Below are 25,274 nucleotides of genomic sequence, written 5' to 3'. Positions count from 1 at the left end.
CGGCCTGTTCGAGTGAAACGGATGAGACGTGAGCTCCTACATTCGCGGTGTCCTTGCGCATGCCCGCGATATCAAGCTGTACCTGCTCTACAGCCTGATCTCCAACGTTGGTATCGGCGTCTTCACGCTGCTGTTTAACCTCTATCTCGTTCAGCTGGGCCACGAAGAGGATTACATCGGGCGCTGGAATTCGGTCAACACGCTGGCGATGGGCGTCGTGGCGCTCGGCATGGGGGTGATGATCAATCGCAGCGGCGTCTGGCGCACCGTCTCGATCGGCCTGATCGTGTTCGTCTTGACCTCGTTGCTCGCCTGCATCGTCACCGACCCGCTCCTGCTGCTCGTGTGTGCCGGACTGAGCGGTGCCGGCACGGCCTTCCTGTTTGTACCGACCATGCCGTTCATCGTCGACCTCACCCGCAGCCACGAACGCCACCACGTCGCGGCGCTGGCGTTCTCGCTGAACTCATTGTCGATCACCTTCGGAAGCCTGCTGGGTGGCTGGATGCCGCGCTCGCTGAGCCTGTTCAGCGGCCTGCAAGCGCAAAGTGCCGAGGCCTACCGTTACACACTCATCCTCGGCATCGTCATCGCCGGGTTCGCAATCATCCCGCTGATGATGATGAGCGCGGAGCGCAAGCAATCGATCCCGCAGGACGAGAACGAAGTCGGCTCGCACGCGCATCCCGTGGTTCACAATCCGCGCACCGTGCGACGGCACATGGCAATTTTCATAGCCGTTGGTGGTCTGATGAGCATCGGTGCTGGTGCGCTGTTCCCGTTCTACAACGTGTTTCTGGAGCGGCAGGGAGCCAGTGCTGGCGAGATCGGGTTGATCTTCTCCGCGGCGGGACTCATGGCAGCGTTCGTTGGATTGCTCTCTCCACTCGTTGCCCAGCGGATGGGCTCGCTCAAAGCGGTCGTCTTCGTACGGCTCGCGCCAGTGCCGTGGTATTTGATGCTGATGCTGACTGCCAATCTCCCAATCGCAATCGTCGCTCACATGTTGCGAACGACGTCGATCAACATGGCGTGGCCGATCGACAGCACCTACATCTCCGAGCTCTTGCCGGCCAGAGCGCGCGCTGCCGTGTTCAGTTACCGATCGGCCTCGTGGAACTTCGGCTGGTCGATCGCCAGCTTCATCGCCGGTGGCCTCATCGTCACCCACGGATACAACGTCGCCTTCGGCACCTACAGTGTCACGATGACACTGGCAATGATTCTGTTTTACGTCTACTTCTCGCGCGCGAATGCACGCGCTCGCGCGACAGCGGTCGCCGAAACGCCCGAGGCAGTCCCGGCGGTTGAGTGATGTCGCGCATGCGCGCGTTGGACTCAGCGCTCGTTGCGTCCTTCACGAATGAGGTCGATCGATTCGACGGCGTGGCGCAGGTGCGGGATGACGATGCTGCCGCCGACGACCAGTGCCACGTTCAGGGCGTCGTAGAGCTCTGCATCACTCAGCCCGATGTCGATGCACTGGTCGAGGTGGTAGTCCACGCAGTCATCGCAGCGCAGCACAGCCGACGCGACGAGGCCCAGCAGTTCCTTCGTCCGCGAATCGAGCGCACCCTCTTCGTAAGCAGCGCTGTCCAGTCTGAAGAAGCGCTTGATGCCCAAGTGCTCGATCTCGAAGATGCGTTCGTTGTGGCGCTGCCGTTGCTCTCGGAACGCTTCGATACGATTCCGGCAGGTCGGCGTCTGCTCGTCGTGACTCATCGCTTTACCCCAGTTCTACTGGCGCAGCGGCCAGGATGCCGCCAATTTCACCGAGCTCAACGTCGTCAAGTACCCAACCTACGGCGTGCGCGTTCGTCTCCACCTGCTCCGCACTGGTAACACCGGTGATGACTGAGCAGACTCCCGGCTGATTCAACAGCCAGGCGATCGCCAGGTCGCCGATCGTGCGATCGTGGCGCTCGGCGAACGCCCGCAGGTCGCTGACAACCTGCATCACATCAGCAAGCAGCGACTGGAGGTTCGGGTTGTTCCAGGCTCGCGTGCCCGGCTCGATGTTGTCCGCCGAGCGGTACTTCCCGGTCAGCAGCCCGCCCGCCAACGGCGAATAGGGCACGATGCCCATGTCATAGGCGAGCGCCGCCGGGGCGATCTCGTGCGCTGTTTCGCGGAACAGCATGCTGTATCGCGACTGCGTCAGAATCGGAACGGCCCAACCGTGCGCCGCCGCGCGCTCGCAGAGCCGGGCAATCTCCCAGCCGGTGTAATTGGAGCACGCTGCGTAGCGGACTTTGCCTTGTCGGACCAGATCGTCCAGCGCCTCGAGGCTCTCCTCAATATCCGTCAGTGGGTCCGGACGGTGCAGATAGAAGACATCAACGTAGTCCGTTCCCATTCGGCGCAGGCTCGCCTCGCAACTGGCGATGATTCGCCGTCGCGAGAGACCGTCGCTGTTCGGGCCACTGCCGACCGGGTAGCCGGTCTTTGTCGCGATGATTGCGTCGTGTCTTCGGCCCCGCAGCGCCGCGCCAAGATACACCTCTGAACGTGTGCCGCCGTAACTGTCAGCCGTGTCGAAGTGATTGATTCCCAGATCCAGCGCGCGGTGGACGATCGCAGCCGTCGTCGCGACATCGCACGTTCGACCGAACGTGTTTCCACCCAACCCAAGTGCTGAGACCATAACGCCGCTGCGTCCAAGCTGTCGGTATTCCATCAGCGTCCCTCCCTGTCGATTGTCTGATGTTCGATCATCGCACGAAGCGCAGACAACGAAAAAGCCCGCCTGGAGCGGGCTTCTCGAAACGTGGCTGAGTGCTCTACGCGGTCGGGATGCTCTGGAGCTGCTCGATCGTCGTCTCGGGCATGGACTCGGCACCGGTCAGGACCAGCACGACGGCCAACGGGCTCGGCTCCGTCTCGTCGATCGCCTCTAGCGGTTCCGGCACATAGCGGCCATTGACCCACTCGGCCCCGTCAGCGGTCTCGCACAACCATGTTCGCGAGGCGATTGCGTTCGAGCCGAGACGTCGCCGCGTTCGCTCCTGATAGCGATCGATTGCGCCATCCGCTTCGAGAACGTATATGTCAACGATCTTGCGTCCGCCAGTGCGGAGCCGCTTCAGAACCTGCCGACCTTCGGTCTCACCTATTGGGGAAGCCGAATCGGCTTTATCGGACTTGAGATAGAACTGCACGCTTTCCTCCGTCGTCACCAGAAATCGATCGAGACCGGCAGTACCTCGATCGTGTCTGCGGCCCCATGCACTGATTGTACGACTAGGCTGCCGTCACCCTAGCCGCCCACCAGTTCGGCGGCTGTCGAGGCAGCGCCATATTCTTCACGCAACCACTTCGCAGCGTCTTTCGCGTGATAGGTGATGATCTGGCTGGCACCTGCCCGACGGATCGACGTCAGGAGCTCCATCGTCACCCGGCGCTCGTCGATCCAGCCCGCCTGACCGGCCGCCCGGACCATCGAATACTCGCCGCTGACGTTGTAGGCAGCGATCGGGACGTCGAACCGTTGACGCGCCCCGGCGATGACATCCAGGTACGGCATCGCGGGCTTGATGATGATCGCATCAGCACCTTCATCAATGTCGGCTGCAATCTCCAGATAGGCTTCGCGGGCGTTGGCCGGATCCATCTGGTGGCTACGCCGGTCGCCGAATTCCGGTGTTGATTCGGCGGCATCGCGGAACGGACCGTAGAACCCGGACGCGTACTTGGCTGCGTACGACAGGATCGGCAACGACGCATACCCCGCCGCATCCAGAGCCTCGCGCATGACCTTCACCCGACCGTCCATCATGTCGGACGGCGCGACGATGTCCACGCCGGCCTGCGCCTGAGCGACAGCCGTACGAGCCAGCAATGTCAGCGTGCGATCGTTGTCGACGATCTCACCGTCCAGGATTCCGCAGTGACCGTGTGTGGTGTATTCGCAGCAGCAAACATCACCCATCACCATCAGTTCGGGCGTCGCGCGCTTGAGTTCACGAATCGCGCGTTGCACCACGCCTTCGGGATCGTAGGCGTCGGACGCCTCGTCATCCTTGACCTCCGGAATACCGAACAGGATGACGCTACCGACGCCGAGCGACAGGAGCTCGTTCGCCTCGCGCTCGAGTTGATCGACCGAAATCTGGTACACGTCGGGCATCGACGGTACCTCGCGCCGGACGCCGGTCCCAAAGGTGACGAACAGCGGGTAGATGAAGTCGCCCGGATGCAGCAACGTCTCACGCGCAAATCGCCGCAGACCTGCGGACTGACGCAGGCGACGGTAGCGACGAAAAGGTGGATGGCCATCACGGTCAACAGACATTGGATTGCTCCTTCTGCGGCGCTCGTTGCGCGGCCCAGCTGCTTATCGCGTCAATCAGCCCGGCAATGGAATGATCCTGCGCTTCAATATCGACGGTTAGCCCGACGTCACTCGCCGCTCGCGCCGTGACCGGGCCGATGCAGGCAATCGCCACAGCTGCGGGTATCGGTCCACCAACCAGATCAATGGTGTTGCGGACGGCGGAGGGCGAAGCAAACGTCAGCACATCGACGGCCCCGCTCCGAACGATCTGCAGGGCATCGGATTCGTAGTCCTGCGGCCGGATGGTTCGATAGGTCGCCACCACATCGACCGTCGCACCAGCTGCCCGCAGGCCGTCCGGCAGAACGGCGCGGGCACCTTCGGCGACCGGCAACAGCAGGCGACGCCCCTCTACTCCCGTTGCCAACAGCGCTTCGAGCAGGCTCTCCGCAACGGCGCGGTCAGGGATCAGATCGACCGGCAGACCATGCTGCCGCAACCGCTTTGCAGTCGCCTGCCCGATCGCTGCAATGCGCCAGCGACGAACTGCCGCGACGAGTGCATTTGCGTCGCGCAGGCGCCCTGCAAACATCTCGACGCCGTTCGTGCTGGTAAGCACGATCCAGTCGTAGGTGTCGATCTGACTCAGCCGCGCATCGAGCTCGCTCGGCGGCAGCGGAACAATCTCGATTGCCGGCAACTCACCGACGACTGCTCCGAGCGCTTCCAGTCGCTCGGAGAGGTCCGCTGCCTGCCCGGTCGCGCGGGTCACGACGATCCGCAAACCGGAGAGCGGCAGGACAGCAGCGGCGTCGCTCATGCCTGCACGCGTTCCTGCAGCATCGTCGCCAGGCGTGACGCCAGTGCGTTCGCGTCCTCGATGTCGTCCTCGTCCTCGGCGGTCGCGATGCGATCCAGCGTCTCATCGGCGTACATCGCCCACATCCTGACGATGTCACCATCTACCTGCGCATGCGCAGCAAGCGGCGAGCGGCAGCCGCCACCGCACGTTCGCAAATAGGCCCGCTCCGCCTCAACCTCAATCGTTGTCGTCGGATCGGTTACCGCCTGCAGCAATGTGCGGGTCGCGCGATCGTCGCTGCGGCAATCGACACCTAGCGCACCCTGCCCTGGAGCCGGGATGAACTGATCGATGTCGAGGTACTCGCTGACGATGTCGGAGCGATCCATTCGTGCGACGCCGGCTGCGGCGAGGATGGCTGCATCGAACGGTGAATCTGCGTCATCGAGCACGCGCGCAATCCGCGTATCGATGTTCCCACGCAGCTCAATCGCCTCTACATCGGGCCGCGCCAGGCGCAACTCAGCGATGCGGCGGCGGCTGCTCGTTCCGACCCGTGCGCCGGCTGGCAGACCATCGAGCCCGCCGGGATGCCGCGAGATAAGTACGTCACGAGGATCGGAGCGATCCAGGATCGCCGCCAGCGTCAAACCGTCCGGCATGATCGAGGTGAGATCCTTGGCGCTGTGGACTGCGCAATCGGCTTCGCCGCGCAGGACTGCTAGCTGCAGTTCCTTGGCAAAGACGCCCTCCCCGCCCAGCACAGCGAGCGGCGTTTCCTTGTCGCGATCACCGTGGGTCGACACGACGACGATCTCACAGGTCAGATTGGGATGCGAAGATTCGAGGATCGCAGCAACGCGGGCGGTCTGGACTTTGGCGAGCGCGCTGCCGCGTGTAGCAATTCGGAGCCTCCTGGGGGGTGCTGCTGCGTCTACTCCACTCACGACGATCGACCGATCTGGGAAATGCCACACTGCGCGGCACACTGGACTTGAGATAAGGTCATGTTGTCTCGCACTCGATCCCTGCCACGCACCGCGTGGATGGCCCGACGACTCCCGCTGCACCTCGTACGAACGAACCTGAAGGCGCGTGGAATCTGGGCAAACCTCATTTGTCAGGGAAGTGTAGGAACGGCTCGAGAAGCGTGTCAAGAACGACGGGTGTTTACGGTGCCGAATCACCGCGAACCGCCTTGCGCCAAATGGCATACTTTATATCGTGCGGTTGAAGACGGCTCTTTGACGGCAAGCGAACGACTGGATATACTTTCGGGTCGGCAGGCCACGCAATGTCGTTGGCCTGATGTTCATGTTTGAACGACGAGCCTGGATGCATATTCGAGGACATGCCCGCAGAACGGGCACAGGAGGGGGACTCGGTGTACGCGGTCATTGAGACAGGCGGTAAGCAATACCGCGTCGCCGCCGGCGACACGATTACAGTCGAGCGGCTCAGCGCCGATGCCGGTTCACAGGTCGAGCTCGACCGTGTACTGATGGTATCGGGCGACGCTGGAGTTACCATCGGTGCGCCGGTTGTGGACGGAGCGGCTGTCGTCGCCACCGTCTCCGAGCACTTCCGCGGACCAAAGATCCGCGTGTTCAAGTTCAAGCCCAAGAAGCGCTATCGCCGCACACAGGGCCACCGCCAGGAACTGACGCGATTGCAGATCAACGAGATCCGCACCGCCTGACGTGTCGTAATCGGGACGAAACGGAGAGACCACAATGGCACATAAAAAGGGTATGGGTAGCTCCCGTAACGGCCGCGACAGCAAGGCGAAGCGGCTTGGCGTGAAGCTCTATGACGGCAACGTCACCCGCGCAGGCGGCATCATCGTCCGCCAGCGGGGCACGAAGATCTACCCCGGCACCAACGTCGGCATGGGTCGCGACTTCACGCTCTATTCGCTGATTGACGGCGAAGTGAAGTTCGAGCCATTCCACCGCGACCGCAAGCGCGTCAGCGTGTACCCATTCGCCGATGCCCCGGCCGTTGAGGCCGAAGTCGCGGCAGCCGACTAGATAGCATCTACGACCGTTCCACGAGAGAACGGGAACCTGGAGTCAACAGTCATGAAGGCTGGCATTCATCCGAATTATCAGGAAGCAACCGTCGTTTGCTCCTGTGGCAACACCTGGACGACAAGGTCAACCAAGCCAAACCTGCGGGTTGATCTGTGCAACAAGTGCCACCCGTTCTACACGGGCGAGCAGCGCATCGTCGATACCGCCGGTCAGGTCGAGCGCTTCATGCGCCGACTCGAAGGTGCCCAGGGTGAGACTCGTCGCAAGAAGACCGAGCGACGACAGAAGAAGCTGGATCAGCGACAGCGGATTCAGGGCCGCGACGAGCAGCTGCTCGTTGCAGCCGCTGAGGCGGAAGGCGACAGCGAGAGCTAGGCTCGCCACGCCGCACAATCCCGATCGCAAGCATCATCCCCCGGGCCGCCTCAACGGGCAGGCTCGGGGGATGTTTGCGTTCGACGTTCGTAACCTCAGCGCTGGCTCAGGAATTGCATCAGTAGGGGCAGACCCGCGGCCTCGCAGACGCGACCCAGGGGAATGTTCCAACTCGATACTACGTTGATGGAGTTGTATCGGTGTCGTATGGAATGGAGGAACAGGATTGACGGCTTCCTCGCTCACTCCCCGCTCGGAAGTCACAGTTGCTGACCTCGTCGAGCAGGGTTTTACCGACGAACAGATTGACGCTCTGAAAGCATTGAAGGCGTGCTACCCATTTGTCGAGTACGTCGACTCGTTGACAGAGTGGAAGCGACTCCAGTTTCTGAAGTGGCGCGTTGATCAGGGCGACCTGCAGCGACAATAGCAGCCTCAGTCCGACCACAGCATCCTCTCTTATTCCACGGTCTCCCGCACAATGGATTCTGGACAGGGCACACCGCTCATGGTATCTCCGTGCCTGAGGGATCCGGGATCGTTCTGGGGGAGGATGCATGGGACAGACTGGTCTACGCGATATCACCATCATCGGCGGCGGTATTGTCGGCGCAACGCTCGCACTGGAGTTGTCGCGGCGCGGCATGACCGTCGAACTGCTAGAGCGCCGGGAGCTCGCACGCGAAGCGAGCTGGGCGTCCGCAGGCATCATCTCACCACCGTCACCGCGTTATGGCACCAAGCTCGAGTTGGGACTACGCGCCTACCGGCGCTATCCATCGCTCATCGCCGAGGTGCAGGACGCCACCGGCATCGATGTTGGCTACGTTCACACCGGCGAGATCGAGTTCGGACCAGAGGCAAATCGGGAGCGCATGCGTGCCGCGCTGGAGTGGCAGACCGAGAACGGCATGCTGGTCGAGTGGATCGACTCGGCAGCTGATGTCCGCGAGCGAGAACCGGTCCTCGCGATCGACGAAGGGTGCGGCGTGTTCGCCGCCGAAGCCGGCAGCGTCATCCTCTCCCGCATGACGACCGCAGTCGCACGCGCCGCTGCGCTCAACGGCGCAGTCATTCGCGAGCACACACCGGTCATCGGGATCAACGTGAGTCGCGGCAAGGTCGCCAGCATCCAGACGTTCGATGGTGAGCACCCGGTCGGCGCGGTCATCATCGCTGCCGGTGCCTGGAGCCGGACGCTCGGCGATGCGCTTGATGTGTCGATCCCGACGATTCCAGTGCGCGGTCAGATGTTGGCGATCACAGCGCCGCCAACGCCAATGACCAGTGTTGTCGCAGCTGGCGGCATCTACGTCGTGCCGCGCGCGGACGGCAGCATCGCTGTTGGCGCAACCGAAGAGCACGAGGCCGGCTTCGACACCAGCGTGACACCGGCAGGAGTCGCCTGGCTCACCGAGCGCATCGAGACGTTGGCACCATCGCTGAATCAGGGACGCTTGGCCGCAACATGGGCCGGACTTCGGCCGGGAACTGCCGACGGCGACCCAATCATCGGACGCGTTCCGCACGTCGAAAACGCCTGGATTGCCACCGGCCACTTCCGCTCGGGTGCCCTTCTCGCTCCCGCGACGGCCGAGTTACTGACGGCGAGTATTCTGGCCGGCGAGGATGATCCGGCGCTGAAGGCGTTCGATCCTGCGCGGTTCACTGTCGCAAACTGAAGTGAGGCACGGAAAAGCGGGCACGCATGGTGCCCGCTTCTCCGTGTATTTCTGGATTTCGTTGATAGCCAGTCGGCTCGCTATCCAGCGCTGACCGGCGTTGCGGACGTCATCATCCACACCGTCGCCATACTTCGCGAAGTTCTTCCGAAACGCTCCGCCAGATTCAGCGCCTGCTTGCGGTAGGCGTCGGCATCATCCCAGGTGTTGCTTCGGAGTCGGCACCTCGGTCGGCACGCCTGGCACTGCCGCAGGGATCTCACCACCGAAAATCGGATCGGTGCGGAACTCGACGTTGTCGAGATCGCCGTTGAGTGCGGCATCGACCAGCGCCCGAGTGTGCGCGATCGAGATCCGGTGACCAATGCCATACGGCCCGCCGGTCCAGCCGGTATTCACCAGCCAGACATTCGGCTTGTACTGATTGATCTTCTCACGCAGCAGCCTCCCGTAGGTTCCGGGGGATTGCGTCATGAATGGCGCGCCGAAGCAGGTCGAGAAGGTCGCCTCCGGCTCAGTCAGGCCGCGCTCCGTGCCGGCTACCTTGGCGGTGTAGCCCGACAGGAAGTAGTACGACGCCTGATCGGGAGTCAAACGCGAGATCGGCGGCAGCACGCCGAACGCGTCGGCGGTGAGGAACAGGATGTTGCGCGGCAGGCCGCCGGTGCCATCCTCGGAAGCACCCGGGATGACGCCCAACTCGTAAACGGCACGCGTGTTCTCGGTCAATGACGAATCGGTGTAGTCGATCGCCCGCGTGTCCTCATTGAGCACGACATTTTCAAGAACCGTCCCGAACAGACGGGTCGCGCGGTAGATATCCGGCTCGGCCTCGGCCGACAGGTTGATGACCTTGGCGTAGCAACCGCCTTCAAAGTTGAAGACACCGTTGTCGCTCCAGCCGTGCTCGTCGTCACCAATCAGCGTTCGGCTTGGATCGGACGAGAGCGTCGTCTTGCCGGTGCCGGATAACCCGAAGAACAGCGCCACCGCGCCGTCGTCGCCGATGTTTGCCGAGCAGTGCATCGGCATGACGCCCTTTTGCGGCAGCAGGTGATTCATGATCGAGAAGATCGACTTCTTGATCTCGCCGCCATATTCAGTGCCGCCAACGAGGATCAGGCCCTTGGAGAAGCTGACCAGAATGAAGGTCTTCGAGCGGGTGCCGTCGCGTTCAGGTATGGCCTCCATGCCCGGCGCATGCAGCACCGTGAATTGCGGCACGTGATCGGCCAGCGTCTCGCGTGCTGGGCGAATGAACATCGTCCGCGCGAACAGCGAATGCCATGCTCGCTGACCGACGACACGAAGCGGCATCCGATATTCAGGATCCGCGCCGACATCCAGATCCTGCACGAAGAGCTCTTCCTGATTGCTCAGGAACTCCGCAACGCGCTCGTGCATGGCGTCAAATGCGTCGGCATCGAACGGCTGGTTGACAGCACCCCAATCGACAAGAGCATCGCTCTCCGGCTCTCGCACGATGAACTTGTCCTTTGGTGATCGACCGGTGTATTCGCCGGTCGCCACCGAGAGTGCTCCGTGGCTGGACAGGATCCCCTCACCTCGTCGGATCGCCGCCTCATACAGTAGCGGCGCTGTCAGGTTCCAGTGCACAACACCTTTTGGCCGCACACCATGGTGGTCCAAGCCGTGCCTGCTCGCAGTCTTCTCGGTGGTTTCGACCATTTCCTCGCCTCCCGTTACGCGCGTTCAGGGCCTGTGCCCGATTGCCGCACTTCCTCGATTCCGGTCTGACTCTCTCGTGATGACTCGCGAATACCCGAACCAGACTCGCCAATACTCAATCATACTGCCACCCCTCAGCCTTGGCGGCACTCCATTGCACATCCGGATCGAGCGGCCAGATCGGCCGCCGAACACGCTGGAATGACAGCCGCGAGAGGTCCGATCCGGTAATGCCGGGGCCCTCGACCAGAATCACCTGTGCTGCGATCGGCTCGAACGCCGCCCGAAAATGCCCCTTGCCCTTAAGCCCGATGACCTGCCGCTCGGTCGGTTCGATGCCCTGAGACCGGAACACGTTCAGGTCAATCGGTGTCTCGGCGTATGTCGTCAGCAGGACTTCAACCCCGCCCGTTCGCACAACCGCAGTTGGCCCGAGGTTGACTTCAATCCCGGCGTGCATCGGCCCGGCATTCACATAGCGCCCGGTGCTCAGGCTGCGTACCTCACCGGTTATCGCAAGCGGCGCGCCGTGCAAATGATCGGTGTGCCCGCCGATCTCCAGATCAATCGTCGCACCTGGTCCAGCCTCCAGGCAGCGAGCCACCGCTTCCGGGTCGCACACGGATGCAACACAGGCGTTGCTAATGCCCTGACTGAGAAGGAATCGGACAAGCTCAGCTGAATCACCAGGCCCACCCGTCCACGGATTGTCCGCAATGTCCACCAGAACAGTTGGGCTTCTGGTTGATGAATGCAGAATCTCGGCGGCCTCTTCCCACGAGATCACCCCGCCGAGAAACTGACTGCGGCGCTCCCATGCCGTTGAGGCGACTTCTTGAGCGATCTCCCGTGCGAGACGCGCATCGCCGTCGGTGGTGACCAGCACGCTGAATCCGGTCTCCTCAGTATCGGCCGGCGGAAAGCCTCCGGCGACGGTGACGTTCAGCACGCCGCGCCGCGACTCCAGTTCGTTGGCGCGCTCGATGATCCGGTGCATCGGATCGCGGCCGGTTGGCATATTCTGCGAGGTCGGCATCATCGGTGGCTTCAGCAGGTAGGAGACCGGGCGAATCTCTCCGCGACACAGCCGCATCAGCAGATCGAACGCCTCGCGGGCTCGCTCACGCTGATCGACGTGTGGGTAGGTGTCGTAACCAACAAGGATGTCGGCCAGCTCAACCATGCGCGGACTGATGTTGGCGTGCAGATCCAGCGTCGCGACAATCGGAGTGCTGTCGCCCACGGCCTCGCGCACCCGTTCAAGGATCCAGGCATCGGCGTCTTCGTGGGCGCGTGTCACCATCGCACCATGCAGCGCCAGCGCGATACCGTGCGGTCGCGAGCAGGCAATCGCTTCGATGATGCTGTCAACGAGTTCCGCCAGCACCTCATCATCGACCATACCCGATGGTGTCGCCCAGACCGCGAGTGCGGGCAGCAGGATGACGCCGTTCGCTTCGGCTCCGTCAATGAATCCGGCAAACGATGTCGCGGTGTCGCGCAACGCCGCCGGGATCTCGTTACCACGCCGCAGCCCGGCGCGTTCGAACGCCGCGCGATCGGTCGGCACAACCGAAAACGTGTTTGTCTCATGCGACAGTTCGGCCGCAACGATGGTCAATGCGTCGGTCATGACACCCCGATCGTTCCGCGCCGGGCGTTGACGCCGATGATCTCACGCGCCTCATCGGGCGTGGCGATCGGTCGGCCCATCTCAGTGGCCAGGCGCGCCAGACGCTCGACAAGTTGCGCATTGCTGGTCGCCAACTCGCGATAACCGTAATAGATGTTGTCTTCCAGCCCGGTCCGCGCATGTCCGCCCATTGCCAGCGCCATCACGTTCATCGGTAGCTGGTACTTCCCGATCGCACAGACCGACCAGTTCGATCCCGGCGGCAGCGAATCGACCAGATGCGCCAGTTCGCGGGCCGTTGCCGGGGCACCGCCGCGCAACCCCAGGACGAACTGAAACCAGTACGGCGGCTGCAGCAATCCGTCGTCTATGAGCTGTCGCGCGTTTTCGACCATGCCGCTATCGAAGATCTCGATCTCGGGCGTGACGAGATGCTCGTTCATTTCGCGAGCCAGGTTCGTCAGGAACGACGGCGAATTGATGAACACGCCATCGCCGAAATTCGTCGAGCCGCAATCGAAGCTTGCGACTTCCGGCGCATTGCGAACCGGCGCGGTGCGCTGCTCATCAGTGACGATCCCGGCACCGCCGCCGGTCGACCAGTTCATGATCACGTCGGACCCGGCTGCCCGGACCAGATCAGTCACCTTCTGGTAACGCCAGGCATCACAGGAGACCTGTCCGTTCTCGTCACGAACGTGGATATGCACGATCGCCGCGCCGGCTCGCCAGCAATCGACCGCCTGCGCGGCGATTTCTTCTTCAGTAATGGGTACATACGGGGTCTGAGCACGCGACGTTTTCGAACCGGTCGTCGCCGCTGAGATGATCAGCTTCTCCAACGAACGTCCCTTCAAGACAACGGCGGCGCAGATCAGAGTTGAGGGTAGTGCAGATGATAAGCCGAGACGGCTGATAGCGAAAGACCTGAGCGCGCTTCGGTCGATCCGGGTACCGCGAAACGGATATTTCACCTTCCCTTGCACATATCCGCATATGGTGATATAGTTCTCACAGGTTGATGAAGTACGAGGAGGTACAGCACATGAACCGTTTCAAGAAGATCATTCGCTCGTTCACTGGCGACATGTCCGACGGCGACTTCGAGTCGTACTACGGCATGATCGTTCGCAACCAGACTGAGGGTGGCCCTTCTGCCGCTGAGGCCCGACGCGACTACACCGCCGTTCGTGAGGCGATGGTTCGCACCGGGATGTTCTAAGGCGCGAACGCGCGCGCAGCAGCCGGACGCTGCTCACTCAGCACACGTTTGACAGGCCGATTCGGCGATTGCTATACTCGCCGCGGCCTACCGGCTAAGCGTGGCGCATTCGTCTAGCGGCCTAGGACACCGCCCTCTCAAGGCGGAGATCACGGGTTCGAATCCCGTATGCGCTACAGCAGCGCGGCTCTCTTTGGAGCCGCGCTTTTGTTTGCGCGACGTACGTCATGACATTCGGGAGCTGCCTGTGAAGAACACCCGCCTGGCGGATCAACTCGCGTCCGGCGACCTGTCACCCGACGACCTGCCCGAACTCGACGGTGGCGACTATTGCAGCGCCCACGAGATCGGCGAAGCCTTCCTTCTCCTGGTTGGCCGAACGGCCGAAGCGAGCAATGCACTCAGCCGCGCAGCAGCCATGCTGCCGATGCTGGAACAGCGGGTATCACTCGCCATCCCCTCCAATGCTGCAACCGGGCATCTGCCGGACGGACGAAGCTTCCTGATTACCCGTCGGTTGAGCGGCGTGCCTCTTTCACGCTCACTGTTCAAGACCATGACCGCGAAACGCGTGCATGCGGCAGCACAGGCGCTCGCAGCGTTCCTCGCTGACCTGCACGCCACGCCGCGCGAGCTCACCGAGTCCGCCGGCATCCCAGTCGCCTGGTACCCGTTCGCAGCCACCGAAGACGGCATGGCCGACGGGCCATCGGCTCCGCATTACGCGAATGACCTGTCCAGAATCGAGCAGCACGGACTCGTCGCGCAGTCGACGCTGGACAGGCTGCATGCGCTGACAGAGGCGCAGATGGCCCGCGAGTCGGACCGGCAGTCGGAACCGGTCCTGTTGCACGGCGAAGTCTCGGCCGATCATGTGTTTGTCAATCCCGACGATCTGACCGTCACCGGCATCATCGACTTTCAGGGACTCGTCCTCGGCGATCCGGTCCGCGACCTGATGTACATTGCCGATGACTTCGGCGTGGAGTTCGCCGAGCAGGTCGCTCGCGCGTATCCACATCCGCGTCTGGCCGATCCGTTGCCAACGCTGGGGTTCTACAGCGTCTGGCACATCGTCGTGCGCATGCTCTGGGGCGCTGAACACGGCTACGCGGAACGCGCAGCGATGCTGGCGCAGCAGCTCGAAGCTACAGTCGCAGCAGACACACATTGACGCACCGGCTGCCCTCGGCGAACATACGGGCCGATATCGTTGGCAAACGAGGAGAGGGCAGAATGCAGCACGAAGAGCTCAAACAACGTGTACTCGATGAGATCGATCGCAACGCCGACCACCTGATCAGCGTCGGCGAGCGCATCTACCGTGATCCCGAGCTGGGCTTCAAGGAGTTCAAGACCGCCAACATTGTGGCCGGTGAGTTCCAGCGCCTCGGGCTCGGCTATCACGAGGAGATTGCGATCACCGGCCTGAAGACGGTCGTCGCCGGCGGCACAGCCGGACCAACCGTCGGCGTCATCGGCGAGCTGGACTCGGTGCTCGTCGCCGACCACGAGTTCGCCAACCCCGAAACCGGCGCGGCGCACTGCTGCGGCCACAACGCGCAGATCACGACCATGCTCGGCGTCGCCAACGGGCTGATCAAGTCCGGGGTGCTCGGCGAACTGGCCGGCAACGTCGCCTTCTTTGCCGTCCCGGCCGAGGAGTACGTCGAGATCGATTACCGCGTCCAGCTCCGCCGCGAGGGCAAAACCGAATTCCTCGGTGGCAAGAGCGAGATGATCCGACTCGGCGCGTTCGACGACATCGACATGGCGATGATGGTCCACGGGGCCAGCAGCCAGAACATGGAAGCAATCGCCGGTGTTAGTGCCTCGAACAACGGCTTCATCGGCAAGCAGGCGCGCTTCGTCGGCAAGGCCGCCCACGCCGGTGGCGCACCGCATCGCGGCATCAATGCCCTCTACGCCGCCGAGATCGCGCTGGCGTCAATCAACGCCCAGCGTGAGACGTTCCGCGACGAGGACACCGTCCGCATCCACCCGATTCTGACGCGCGGCGGCGACCTCGTGAACGTCATCCCGAACGACGTCCGCTTCGAGACGATGGTGCGCGGCAAGACCGCCGAAGCCATCGAAGACGCCGGACGCAAGGTCGATCGCGCACTGCGAGCGGGTGCCGTTGCACTCGGCGCGTCGGTCGAGATCGCGACCCTGCCGGGTTACATGCCGCTGTTCAACGATCGCCAGATGGCTGATCTGTTCAAGGGCAACTTCTTCAACTTCTACGCCGAGGATCAGTGGGAAGAGACCGGCCACAAGACCGGCTCGACCGACATGGGCGACATCGCCCACATCATGCCGGCCCTGCACCCGCACGTCCGCGGCTTCTCCGGCACTGGCCACGGCACCGACTGGGCCATCGAGGACAAGTATCAGGCGTACATCCTGCCGGCCAAGCTGATGGCGATGACCGTCATCGACCTGCTGGCCGGAAGCGCCGAGACCGCCAAGCACATCCTCGAAACCAGCAAGCCGCCAATGACCAAGGACGAGTACCTGACCTTCATGCGCCGCAATGCGCGTGACGAGACGTTCGACGGCGGCCGAGTCGGCGACGCCTGACCGAGTATCGATGATCTGCCGACCGGCACCCTCACATGTCGGTCGGCGATCTATTCCACACGCCGCTCTGATACTTCGGCCGCGACTGTCACTTCTTCAAGTTGCCCCAGCCGCCAGGGCAGAACGACTTCCTCGAACAGCACCTGAATAGCCGCGGCAGCTGGCACGGCGATGAACGCGCCCAACGGCCCGAGGAGCGCCGCTCCGATCAGCACAGCGATGATAACCAGCAGCGGATGGATGTTGAGTTGGTCGCCCTCGATAAATGGCGAGATAACCAGCCCCTTCAAGTTCTCAATCACAATCGACGCGCCGAAGGTCAGTGCAAACACTTCCCAGCCCTGCAACGCCGCAATTGCCAGCAGCGGAATGCGCGCCAGCCACGGGCCAACGCGCGGGATGATCTCACCAAACGCCACCACAATCGCCAGCACCAGTGGGAACGGAACACCAATCAATAGCAACGCGACATAGGTGATCGCGCCGATGATCGCCATGACGATCACTTTGGCGCGGACGTACAGACCGACGCGATCCCACATCATCTTCATTACTCGATGCGTCTGCTCGCGCTGATTCGGATGAACCATTGAAAGTATGAGATCGCGGATCCGCTCCCGTGTGGACAAGAGCAGCATCGAAATGATGAATACCGCGAGCAGATCGATGAACACGCTGAACAATCGAGTTGGTAGATCGATAAGTCGCGCGCCGACACCGTCCACAATCCGGTCGCGAAACCCACTCATCTGCTCATCGAAACTGCTGAGCTGTGGGTAGTCTTCTCGGAGCTCGTCGTAACGCCTGCGAACGTCTTCGTAGCGATCCACGTAGTCGGGCGCGTCATCAACCAGGTTGGAAATCTGGCCCGCGAGGGGTGGAACAACGAACCAGCCCAAGCCGATGAGCACAGCCAACGAAAGCATATAGATCACTAGCGCAGCGACCGGCCGCGGCACATGCCACCGCTCCAATCGCGCCGAAGGGCCCGATATCGCCGCCGCAAACAACCCACCAATGGCAATGAGCATCAGGACGTCGGTCATCTTGATAACGAGTAGCAACGCCACGACAGTCAGGATCGCCAGCAACAGCGCGAGGTAGATCGGCATTGCTCGCGCCACGAGAGAGCTCTGTCGCCCGTCGATCATCTGCCGCGGTCGCCAAGAAGGTCCTTCGTTGACCACCGTCTCTCCCTCACATCTCTGAACGTCCTCATCGCGACAGCGATAGCGCAGGAATCCTGCCGTAACATCCCAGAAACAAGGTGGCATGTGGATTGCAACAGGCACAGCGGGAAGAACGAAATACGGAATGAATCGGAGACCGACATGCGAATTGATCTTGGAATGAACGTTCTGACCTCAGACGGCAAGAAGCTCGGCAGCGTCGAGCGACTGGTTCTGGACCCCAAGTCCAGGCAGATCGTCGAGATGATTGTGTCTGGGGGATTCCTCGGCCACCACCGCCACATCGTCGATGTCGGGATGATCGCCAGCCATGAAGTTGAGGAGCTCGTGCTCGACATGCCGGAAGAGGCAGCGACGAAGCTGCCAGAGTTCGTCGAAACGCACTACTCGACTGTACCGGACGATGAGCTGCACAACGTCCCATTCATCCTGCCGAATGCCGGCGGGGCGGGGTTGTACTTGTACGGCGCTCCGTACGTTGGACGCGGGTATGAGGGCAGCAAAGACAGCTTTTTTGATGCCGCGCCAGTTGACCCGCCGATCGTCGAGAATCGCACCAACGTTGAAGAGAACGACGTCATCATCAGCGACGGCACCGATGTCGTCGGCGCAGATGGCCATAAGGTTGGTACGGTCGAAGAAGTCTATCTCGATGACGATGGGCAGCTCACCGGCTTCCTCGTCAAGAAGGGGCTCATCTTCACCCGCGACATCCGCGTGCCGATGGACTGGGTCAGCGAAGTTGACGGCGACAAGATCCATTTGTCGGTAACTGCTCACGAGGCGGAAGCCAGGGCTTATGACATCGAAGACACGACGTTGTAGGCTTTGAAGTCGTACATCTCGGAACCCGATACGGGTTCCCACGCACCCACACGAAGGGGGTTCATGGACAAGCTGCTCCAGGAGTTGCAGGAGAAGGCCGGATTGAGCGCCGACCAGGCCAACAAAGCAGTCTTGGTCTTCACCGACTTCCTGACCAACAACGCCTCAGACGAGCAAATTCACGCGCTGGCGGAGAAGATCCCCGGACTCAGCCAGTTCTCGGACAAGATTCCGTCCGGCATCGGTGAGAAGATCAGCGATGCTGCTGGTGGGCTGTTCAAGAAGCGCGACTAGCCGAAACTCCGTAATACCAATGAGCCGCGTGAGGTTGATCCTCACGCGGCTCGTTCCTCTATCCGGTCAGGGTCGCTCTTCGTCGTTGCGCAATGGCGGGGCGGGCAGCGGCGTGCCGTAGAGCGGATCGTCCAGCGCCCGCTGCGCCTCAATGATCGCGATGACTTCCTTGGCCGCTTCCTCGACCGACTTGCCGGTGATGTTCACAATCGGCCACGGGTAGCCGCTGCGCACAATCCGTCGCAAGTAGGCCATCTCCTCGCCGACCTGATCCGGATCGGTATACGCACCGTCGGTCTGCTGGCCGAGCGCCTGCAGGCGATTGCGGCGAATCTCCAAGAGGTACGGCGAGTCGATCGTGACAGCGACAATCCGGTGCTGATCGATCTCCTGCAGTTGCGGCGGAGGCGGCACACCAAGGACGATCGGGATGTTGGCGACCCGCCAGCCGCGCATGGAGAGATAGATCGACAGTGGCGTCTTCGACGAGCGCGAGACACCGACCAGCACAAGATCGGCCTCTGACAAGGTGCTGACGTTCTGCCCATCGTCATGCTGGACAGTGAACTGAATCGCGTCGATACGCTTGAAGTAGTCGGTGTCGATGCCACGCGAGATACCCGGCTGCAACACTGGCCGTTGCCCAACCTGCTGCGAGATATGCCCGATCAGCGGCCCGATCAGGTCAAAATGCGGGATGATTCGCTGGCGACACTCGCGCACCAGAATCTGACGAATCTCCTGAATGACGATGGTGTGGACGATGATGCTCTGCGCCGCCGACGCCTCACGCACAACATTCAACACCTGTTCGCGAGTGCGGATACCAGGGCGACGGGTGATCGAGAACTCGGTGTCGGGGAACTGAACCATCACCGCATCGATCGCCGCCTCCGCAGTCGATCCGCCACCGTCGGAGACAATGAAAAGGCGCGCAACCCGCGCAAATTCGTGCCCGTTAGATTCGTGGTTCGATGCGGAAAACCGGTCAGCCACCTGAACGCTTCCTCTCCTGGCGTACCGCTCTCCAGCGCAACGGCTTGTTAGACGCATGAGCGCGACAACGCTTGTCGATCACGTCTGACAGCCCGGAGAGGCTCTGTGTACACTACGTCGGGCATCCGCGCCTGTGGAAAGCAGCAGCAAGCGACGCGTCAGGCGCTCTGTGCGGGCGACTATTGCGGCAGGATAACAGCCTCACGATGAATCATACGCGCCCTGAGCGGCTCAGCGTCGAGAATTCGGTCTTCGCCGCCGACGTTGACATGTCCGCCGATGAAGTGACGCTGGCACGTGACACACCGAGTGTCACTGGCGTGGTGCCGCGCATCCGCATAACGGTCGAGCTGATCGCCTACGTTGTCCTCGGTATTCTCGCTGCCGTGACGCGCTTCTGGGATCTATCATCGCGTGCGCTCCACCACGACGAGAGCCTGCACGCCTATTTCTCGTGGCTCTATGCCGTGGGCAGTGGCTACATTCACGATCCGCTCATGCACGGCCCGACGCTCTTTCACGCCGACGCACTCGCGTTCCTGCTCTTCGGCGACAACGACTACGTTTCCCGAATCTGGCCGGCTGCGCTCGGTGTCATGCTCGTCCTGATGCCGGCGCTGCTGCGCGACTCCAAGTTCCTCGGTCGCTGGGGCGCACTGGCCTGCTCGACATTCCTGCTCTTCTCGCCAACGATCCTCTATTACACGCGCTACATCCGCCACGATCCATTTGTCCTCGTCGCGACGCTGGCGATCGTCATCGCCTGCCTGCGCTACATGGAGCGACCTGAGCCGCGCTGGGTCTACCTGGTCGGCATCATGGCCGGGCTGCTCTTCGCGACAATGGAAGTCTCGTTCATCATCGCGTTCATCATGGTCACGTTCATCCTCGCCGTCGTGACGTGGCAAGTGAGCCGGACGGCGTTCGGCGTGGTCGTCGCAACCGGCGTCGGTCTCGCTGCCGTCTGGGTGCTGCTGCCGAAGCTCGGCGCACCTGCCCTGCCCAGCATCCCCTGGGAAGACCCGTCCAGCGGCAACGTTCGATCCTTCGCCATCGACCTCGCAGTCCACCCGATCTTCCTGGCCGCGCTCGGAGTTGCCGTGCTGGGGATCGTTGGCGTCCTCAGCGCGCTCGGGAAAGCGCGCGACCTGGAAGCCGAATCGTGGCTCGCCGGTGTACTCGGCAGCCAGCCACACGATTCAACAGCAGCAGCGCTGCTACGCGTCCTCACCGAACGACGCACACTGTGGATTTCAGTTGCCCTTGGCCTGGCCCTGTTCACTGCCCTCTACACTAGCCTGTTCATGAACATGGGCGGTCTGGCGAGTGGCACGGTCGGTGCCCTCGGCTACTGGCTCGGCCAGCACGACGTGCAGCGCGCCGATCAGCCGTGGTTCTACTACCTCCTGCTGCTCGCGCAGTACGAGTTCATTGGCATTCTCCTCTTTCCGGTCGGAGTGATGCTCACTGCACGCCGCCTGATCCCAGCCATCCTCAAGCGTCAGACGGTCGATCCGCGCACCTACTTGCGCGGCTTCGCGATCTACTGGATCGTGATGAACCTGGCGATCTATTCGTGGGCCGGTGAGAAGATGCCGTGGCTCAGCGTCCACACTGCCCTGCCGCTGGCGATCCTGGCGGCGTCGGTTGTCGGGTCAGCCATCGAGTCAGTCGAGCGCGCCGTTCGCGAAGGTCGGCTGCACCGCCGCTCCATCTGGGTGCCTGCCGTCGGCGTGCCCGTCCTCACAGCGGCCTGGTTCGCACTCTGGGCCTGGGGCAGCGCCGGACCGTGGGTGCAGATGGAAGACGGCCCGCTGATCCGTGAGATGCGGCCAGCCATCGCCGACAACCCTTGGATCCTGTATCTCCCGCTGGTCGGGCTCGCAGTCATCGTTCTCTGGAGTGCATTCCGGCTCGGCCCGAAGCTGGCCACCGGCGTGCTTGGCATCACTGCCGTCGCCGTCATCCTGATCGGGCAGGCACACGTCACCTTCCGCATGTCGTATCAGGAAGGCGACGTGCCGATCGACATGCTCGTGTATGTCCAGACATCGCCGGACGTGCCGCAGGCGCTAACCGACATTGGCACACTCTCACGCGAGCTGACCGGCGGACTCGACATGCCGATCGCCTATGACTCGGGAACGTCGTGGCCATTCCAGTGGTATCTGCGCAACTACACCAATCGCAAGTTCTTCGGCACGACGATCGCCCAGCCGACCGATGCGCCGATTGTCATCATCTCCAACGACAATCTGAGCGGCGACGCTGGCAGCGCGAACGCGTCGATGCTGGAGGGTTACACATATTTCGAGTACTCGATGCGCTGGTGGTTCCCTGAAGATGAGACGTACCGCAAGTTCGCAATTGCACCAGAGCTGAACAAGGAAAATCGCCAGAACTATCAGAACGACAAGGAGCCGCCGTATTCGGCGCTCGACGTGGCCGAAAGCGTCTGGCATTCGGTCTGGGGCATGCACGAACCGGCTCAACAGGCCAAGATGTTCCGGCTGGTCGCGTTCCGCGAGCTGTGGGCTCCGCTCGGTTCATTCAATTTCCGCGTCTACGTGCGCAACGATCTCCTGTCGACGTGGAATCAGATTCGGTACTAGCTGACGGAAGGGTGTGGGCGGATTGAGTCGCGACATGCCACTCGATGACGAAACCTGGCAGGTCGATACGCGGCGGTTGCCGTCTGTGCTCGACCGCGCCATCGACCTTCCGTTCGCCGGTGGCCGCTGGGCGCTCGCCAGCATTGCCATCGTCGCCGCAACGCTCCTGCGGCTCGTCGGGCTCGATCGCTGGCCACTATCCGCAAGCGGCGGTGACTCGGCGCTGAGCGCCTGGTGGATCGTGCGTGGCGAGAATGTGTCTGACGACCTCCATGGCGTCGCCGCGACCGTCCAGTGGGCGGCGCTCGCCATCTTTGTCGGCGGCGCGAACGACGCGATCGTGCGCGTCGCCTTCGGCCTCGCCGGGATCGCGACCGTCCTGCTCTGGCTCGCGTTCCACCGCCGGCTCGGTTGGGATATCAGCGCGGCTGCGCTCGTCCTCGCCGCCTTCTCGCCAACGATGATCGTGGCCGCCCGCAATGTCGATGGTGCCGCGTTAGCCGGTCTTGGCACGCTCGTCATCCTGTTCGCCGTGATCTGGTCCGGAAACAGTCAATCGCTCGGCTGGGCGGTACTCGCCGGTGTTGCGAGCGCCCTGATGATCCTGAGCGATCCGTATGGCATCGTGCTCGTCGGTCTTGCCTGGCCAGGCGCTGTGCTCATTGCCAGAGCGCTCGATCGCCGTCCTCACACATGGGCAACGCTAGCAGCGCCGTCCGTCGCGGCCGGCGCTGCGACGATCATACTGACCACCACGGTGCTGCTGACGCGGCCCGGGAGCTTCACTGCTTCGCTCGCGGCACTCGGGCGGGCATTCTGGAATGACCACATCGCCGAGGTCGGCACTCAATGGCACATGACGGCGTTCAACTTGCTGCTGAACGAACCGCTGCTGGTCGTGCTGGCGATCGTCGCCGTCGTGACCAGCCGCGCAACCCCGCTGACCCGCTCGACATCGATCTGGGCGCTCTCCGCGTTCGTCGCTTCGACACTGCTCGGCGGGAACAACCTCACCGCCTGGGTCGGCGTCGTCATCCCGCTGACGCTGCTCGCCGCCATCGGTGCCGCACATCTTCGCGCGCGCCTGCCCTGGCGCTCGCTCCGTGAAGGGCCGGGCACGCTCTACGTCGCCGCTGCGACGCTCATGCTTGCGGCGCTGCTGAGCCTCTTCGGTCTGCTGACGTCTGGAACCGGTGGCAACGCCGCCGACTGGCTCTTGCGCTTCGTGCTGGTCGCGCTGGTCGCGGTCGTGCCTCTGGCGTTCGCGTTGTCAGCCATTGGCCGTCGCGTCACCGGCGACCGCCTCGTACTCGCCTTCCTCATCGGGCTCGTGCTTCTCGGCGGCCTGACGATCCGATCGAGCGTGCTGGCCGCGTCCGAACGTCCGGGTGAGCCGGGCGACCCGCTTGCCGCGCACGCGCTCTCTGCTGACATCCCGATCGTCGTCGGACGCTTGCAACGCCTGTCTCGCGACATGACGCTGAACCAGCGCGACTCAGCGGATCCGACCGGCGGGCACGGCCTCCGTATCGCAATCGACTCCCGGATCGAGCAGCCATTCGCCTGGTACTTCCGTCAGTACCCGAACCTGACGATCTTTGATCCGGATAGCGGAGCTGCGCCATCAGACGCGCAGATCGTCATCATCGACAGTAGCCGCGACGCCAGCCTCGTTGCGCCATCCATGCGTGGCCAGGACTACATCTATGGTCACGATCTCGCTCCCATGTTTGCTGCTCCAGAATGGAGCAATCTGCTCAGCGGGATCGTGAATCCGGACGAGTGGCGTCGATTCGCCGCGTTCATCATTGACCGCAACCTGGATCGCCAGCCAGAAGCGCAACAGTTCACTGTCCTCGCCGAGCCCGATATTGCCAACCGGCTGTTCCAGGCGACCGGCCCATTCAACCTCTCCGACCGAGTCGGCGCAGGGTCGGCCGAGGGGCAGCTCAACAGCCCGCGCGGCGTGGCGATCAGCAGCGACGGCACGATCGTCGTCGTCGACTCGCGCAACGGACGGGTCCAGGAATACGCCTCGGACGGCTCGTTCATCCGCACGTTCGGCACGAGTGGCGCAGGTGAAGGACAGCTCGGCATCAATTCCGCCGCCGGTGCCGGCGGTCCAAACGGCGTCGCCATCGACGCAGACGGCTCAATCTATGTCGCCGATACCTGGAACCATCGCATCTCCGTCTTTTCAGCCGACGGCACGCCGCTCCGAACATGGGGCCAATTCGCCGACTTGCAGGACAGCACCGACGCGCAGCAGATGACCGGCATGTTCTACGGTCCGCGCGGCATCGCTATCCACGATGGCCTCGTTTACGTCACCGACACAGGCAACGAACGCGTCGAGGTCTTCGAGACCGACGGCACATTCGTGCGGGCTTTCGGTGGCACGGGCTCCGGCGACGGTCAACTGCTCGAGCCCGTCGGCATCGCGGTCGGCAAGGACGGCACCGTCTTCGTCGCCGACGCGCACAATGGCCGCATCGCGCGCTTCAGCAGTGATGGCACCTGGCTCGGAGCATGGGCAGTTGCCCAGTGGAAAGATCAACTGTACTTCGAGCCCTGGATCGCGGTCTCGGACGACGGCAACGTTTATGTCACCATGTCGACGCTCGGCGTGATCGTCCCGTTCGATGCCGACGGCAACGCCGGAGACCCGCTCGGTGTCGGCCAGGTTCGCCGCCCGTACGGCATCGCCGTGACAACCGGCGGCGTAGCACTCCTCGTCGCCGACGGCGCACTCCAGACCGTCCTGACTGTGCCGCTGCCGCTCCAGTAACAGGCTGCGCCGGTCGTCCCCGCCAACGTATCAAGGCGTAAGACGCGACAGTCCGTCTTTTCTCTATCATGTTGAGTGGGTCGTCAACGCCAAACTGTCGGCGCGGCAGCGTCCCCCTTGTCCTGTCATTTCGAGCGCGCACGCGAGAAATCTCCCCCGGAGTTGGATTGAGGCAAACGGGTGGGAGATCTTTCGGCTGCGGCCTCAAGATGACAGATTACGGTGGTCGCTAGCACCTTGAACGATTGAACTGTCTGAAGTCGAAGACCCGCCCAGC

At 62.6% G+C, this 25,274-nt stretch carries 23 protein-coding genes, 1 tRNA gene and 1 pseudogene; 14 read left to right on the top strand and 11 right to left on the bottom strand.

All coding sequences use genetic code 11. From position 1 onward, the window contains the following. The first annotated feature begins 28 nt into the window (after positions 1–28). Complete coding sequence (locus M9890_01750; protein MCO5175680.1) at positions 29–1,315, top strand: MFS transporter; 1,287 nt, start codon at positions 29–31, stop codon at positions 1,313–1,315. A 23-nt stretch (positions 1,316–1,338) separates the two neighbouring features. On the opposite strand, the gene M9890_01745 is transcribed toward M9890_01750, so the two are convergent. The 6 genes from M9890_01745 to hemC form a co-directional block, all read right to left on the bottom strand. Further along, positions 1,339–1,722 (bottom strand): carboxymuconolactone decarboxylase family protein, encoded by a 384-nt coding sequence (locus M9890_01745; GenBank protein ID MCO5175679.1) that lies wholly within the window; start codon positions 1,720–1,722, stop codon positions 1,339–1,341. A gap of 4 nt (positions 1,723–1,726) precedes the next feature. Further along, the gene (locus M9890_01740; GenBank protein ID MCO5175678.1) at positions 1,727–2,677 is read right to left on the bottom strand and encodes an aldo/keto reductase; all 951 of its coding nucleotides are present in this window, start codon (positions 2,675–2,677) and stop codon (positions 1,727–1,729) included. Positions 2,678–2,780: 103 nt separating this feature from the next. Continuing rightward, the gene (locus M9890_01735; GenBank protein ID MCO5175677.1) at positions 2,781–3,176 is read right to left on the bottom strand and encodes a hypothetical protein; all 396 of its coding nucleotides are present in this window, start codon (positions 3,174–3,176) and stop codon (positions 2,781–2,783) included. An 80-nt stretch (positions 3,177–3,256) separates the two neighbouring features. Further along, positions 3,257–4,291, bottom strand: coding sequence for a porphobilinogen synthase (gene hemB, locus M9890_01730; protein MCO5175676.1), 1,035 nt, complete (start codon positions 4,289–4,291; stop codon positions 3,257–3,259). Then, complete coding sequence (locus M9890_01725; protein MCO5175675.1) at positions 4,281–5,093, bottom strand: uroporphyrinogen-III synthase; 813 nt, start codon at positions 5,091–5,093, stop codon at positions 4,281–4,283. Before M9890_01725 ends, hemB begins: the two co-directional genes overlap by 11 nt. Further along, positions 5,090–6,022, bottom strand: a complete 933-nt coding sequence (gene hemC / locus M9890_01720) for a hydroxymethylbilane synthase (GenBank protein MCO5175674.1) — start codon at positions 6,020–6,022, stop codon at positions 5,090–5,092. The genes M9890_01725 and hemC overlap by 4 nt, the downstream gene beginning before the upstream one ends. Before the next feature lie 437 nt (positions 6,023–6,459). Between hemC and rplU the strand changes: the two genes are divergently transcribed. From rplU to thiO, 5 genes and pseudogenes are all read left to right on the top strand, one after another. After that, on the top strand, positions 6,460–6,774 hold the full coding sequence (rplU, locus tag M9890_01715) for a 50S ribosomal protein L21 (GenBank protein ID MCO5175673.1): 315 nt from the start codon (positions 6,460–6,462) through the stop codon (positions 6,772–6,774). A gap of 34 nt (positions 6,775–6,808) precedes the next feature. Further along, a complete protein-coding gene (gene rpmA / locus M9890_01710) occupies positions 6,809–7,105 on the top strand; it encodes a 50S ribosomal protein L27 (GenBank protein MCO5175672.1) in 297 nt (98 codons plus the stop codon). Positions 7,106–7,156: 51 nt separating this feature from the next. Continuing rightward, positions 7,157–7,342 (top strand): annotated as a pseudogene (rpmE, locus tag M9890_01705) (50S ribosomal protein L31). A gap of 367 nt (positions 7,343–7,709) precedes the next feature. Then, positions 7,710–7,913, top strand: coding sequence for a hypothetical protein (locus M9890_01700; GenBank protein ID MCO5175671.1), 204 nt, complete (start codon positions 7,710–7,712; stop codon positions 7,911–7,913). Positions 7,914–8,040: 127 nt separating this feature from the next. Further along, positions 8,041–9,165 carry a glycine oxidase ThiO gene (thiO, locus tag M9890_01695; GenBank protein MCO5175670.1) on the top strand — a complete coding sequence of 375 codons (1,125 nt, stop codon included), beginning with the start codon at positions 8,041–8,043 and terminating at the stop codon, positions 9,163–9,165. Positions 9,166–9,360: 195 nt separating this feature from the next. Here thiO and pckA read toward each other — a convergent pair whose 3' ends face one another. The 3 genes from pckA to M9890_01680 form a co-directional block, all read right to left on the bottom strand. Next, the gene (gene pckA, locus M9890_01690) at positions 9,361–10,815 is read right to left on the bottom strand and encodes a phosphoenolpyruvate carboxykinase (ATP) (protein MCO5175669.1); all 1,455 of its coding nucleotides are present in this window, start codon (positions 10,813–10,815) and stop codon (positions 9,361–9,363) included. A 154-nt stretch (positions 10,816–10,969) separates the two neighbouring features. Further along, a complete protein-coding gene (locus M9890_01685) occupies positions 10,970–12,487 on the bottom strand; it encodes a M81 family metallopeptidase (protein ID MCO5175668.1) in 1,518 nt (505 codons plus the stop codon). Beyond that, positions 12,484–13,329 carry a 3-keto-5-aminohexanoate cleavage protein gene (locus tag M9890_01680; GenBank protein MCO5175667.1) on the bottom strand — a complete coding sequence of 282 codons (846 nt, stop codon included), beginning with the start codon at positions 13,327–13,329 and terminating at the stop codon, positions 12,484–12,486. The genes M9890_01685 and M9890_01680 overlap by 4 nt, the downstream gene beginning before the upstream one ends. Positions 13,330–13,532: 203 nt before the next feature. On the opposite strand from M9890_01680, the gene M9890_01675 reads away from it, so the two are divergent. The 4 genes from M9890_01675 (at position 13,533) to M9890_01660 (ending at position 16,292) form a co-directional block, all read left to right on the top strand. Next, entirely contained in the window at positions 13,533–13,709 is a 177-nt protein-coding gene (locus M9890_01675) for a hypothetical protein (protein MCO5175666.1), read from the top strand. A gap of 102 nt (positions 13,710–13,811) precedes the next feature. Continuing rightward, positions 13,812–13,885, top strand: a tRNA-Glu gene (locus M9890_01670). Between the two features lie 71 nt (positions 13,886–13,956). Next, entirely contained in the window at positions 13,957–14,883 is a 927-nt protein-coding gene (locus M9890_01665) for a phosphotransferase (GenBank protein ID MCO5175665.1), read from the top strand. Between the two features lie 62 nt (positions 14,884–14,945). Beyond that, positions 14,946–16,292, top strand: coding sequence for an amidohydrolase (locus tag M9890_01660; protein ID MCO5175664.1), 1,347 nt, complete (start codon positions 14,946–14,948; stop codon positions 16,290–16,292). Positions 16,293–16,342: 50 nt separating this feature from the next. Here M9890_01660 and M9890_01655 read toward each other — a convergent pair whose 3' ends face one another. After that, positions 16,343–17,404 (bottom strand): AI-2E family transporter, encoded by a 1,062-nt coding sequence (locus M9890_01655; GenBank protein ID MCO5175663.1) that lies wholly within the window; start codon positions 17,402–17,404, stop codon positions 16,343–16,345. Between the two features lie 237 nt (positions 17,405–17,641). Here M9890_01655 and M9890_01650 point away from each other — a divergent pair, with 237 nt between their 5' ends. After that, positions 17,642–18,307 carry a PRC-barrel domain-containing protein gene (locus M9890_01650; protein MCO5175662.1) on the top strand — a complete coding sequence of 222 codons (666 nt, stop codon included), beginning with the start codon at positions 17,642–17,644 and terminating at the stop codon, positions 18,305–18,307. 63 nt (positions 18,308–18,370) lie between these two features. Next, positions 18,371–18,601, top strand: a complete 231-nt coding sequence (locus tag M9890_01645) for a hypothetical protein (protein ID MCO5175661.1) — start codon at positions 18,371–18,373, stop codon at positions 18,599–18,601. A gap of 66 nt (positions 18,602–18,667) precedes the next feature. On the opposite strand, the gene M9890_01640 is transcribed toward M9890_01645, so the two are convergent. Further along, positions 18,668–19,597, bottom strand: coding sequence for a kinase/pyrophosphorylase (locus M9890_01640; protein ID MCO5175660.1), 930 nt, complete (start codon positions 19,595–19,597; stop codon positions 18,668–18,670). 206 nt (positions 19,598–19,803) lie between these two features. On the opposite strand from M9890_01640, the gene M9890_01635 reads away from it, so the two are divergent. Further along, positions 19,804–22,209 carry a TIGR03663 family protein gene (locus tag M9890_01635; GenBank protein ID MCO5175659.1) on the top strand — a complete coding sequence of 802 codons (2,406 nt, stop codon included), beginning with the start codon at positions 19,804–19,806 and terminating at the stop codon, positions 22,207–22,209. A gap of 34 nt (positions 22,210–22,243) precedes the next feature. Next, complete coding sequence (locus M9890_01630) at positions 22,244–24,997, top strand: 6-bladed beta-propeller (GenBank protein MCO5175658.1); 2,754 nt, start codon at positions 22,244–22,246, stop codon at positions 24,995–24,997. The last annotated feature ends 277 nt before the right edge of the window (positions 24,998–25,274 follow it).

Source organism: Thermomicrobiales bacterium (genome assembly GCA_023954495.1).
GTDB lineage: Bacteria > Chloroflexota > Chloroflexia > Thermomicrobiales > CFX8 > JAMLIA01.
This window is presented reverse-complemented; position numbering and strand designations above follow the sequence as displayed.

Excerpts from the sequence above, each read along its gene's own strand:
- M9890_01745 (MCO5175679.1), bottom strand. The coding sequence starts at position 1,722 with ATGAGTCACGACGAGCAGACGCCGACCTGCCGGAATCGTATCGAAGCG.
- M9890_01740 (MCO5175678.1), bottom strand. The coding sequence starts at position 2,677 with ATGGAATACCGACAGCTTGGACGCAGCGGCGTTATGGTCTCAGCACTT.
- hemB (MCO5175676.1), bottom strand. The coding sequence starts at position 4,291 with ATGTCTGTTGACCGTGATGGCCATCCACCTTTTCGTCGCTACCGTCGC.
- M9890_01725 (MCO5175675.1), bottom strand. The coding sequence starts at position 5,093 with ATGAGCGACGCCGCTGCTGTCCTGCCGCTCTCCGGTTTGCGGATCGTC.
- rpmA (MCO5175672.1), top strand. The coding sequence starts at position 6,809 with ATGGCACATAAAAAGGGTATGGGTAGCTCCCGTAACGGCCGCGACAGC.
- thiO (MCO5175670.1), top strand. The coding sequence starts at position 8,041 with ATGGGACAGACTGGTCTACGCGATATCACCATCATCGGCGGCGGTATT.
- M9890_01685 (MCO5175668.1), bottom strand. The coding sequence starts at position 12,487 with ATGACCGACGCATTGACCATCGTTGCGGCCGAACTGTCGCATGAGACA.
- M9890_01675 (MCO5175666.1), top strand. The coding sequence starts at position 13,533 with ATGAACCGTTTCAAGAAGATCATTCGCTCGTTCACTGGCGACATGTCC.
- M9890_01660 (MCO5175664.1), top strand. The coding sequence starts at position 14,946 with ATGCAGCACGAAGAGCTCAAACAACGTGTACTCGATGAGATCGATCGC.
- M9890_01655 (MCO5175663.1), bottom strand. The coding sequence starts at position 17,404 with ATGCCGATCTACCTCGCGCTGTTGCTGGCGATCCTGACTGTCGTGGCG.
- M9890_01650 (MCO5175662.1), top strand. The coding sequence starts at position 17,642 with ATGAACGTTCTGACCTCAGACGGCAAGAAGCTCGGCAGCGTCGAGCGA.
- M9890_01645 (MCO5175661.1), top strand. The coding sequence starts at position 18,371 with ATGGACAAGCTGCTCCAGGAGTTGCAGGAGAAGGCCGGATTGAGCGCC.
- M9890_01635 (MCO5175659.1), top strand. The coding sequence starts at position 19,804 with ATGAATCATACGCGCCCTGAGCGGCTCAGCGTCGAGAATTCGGTCTTC.
- M9890_01630 (MCO5175658.1), top strand. The coding sequence starts at position 22,244 with ATGCCACTCGATGACGAAACCTGGCAGGTCGATACGCGGCGGTTGCCG.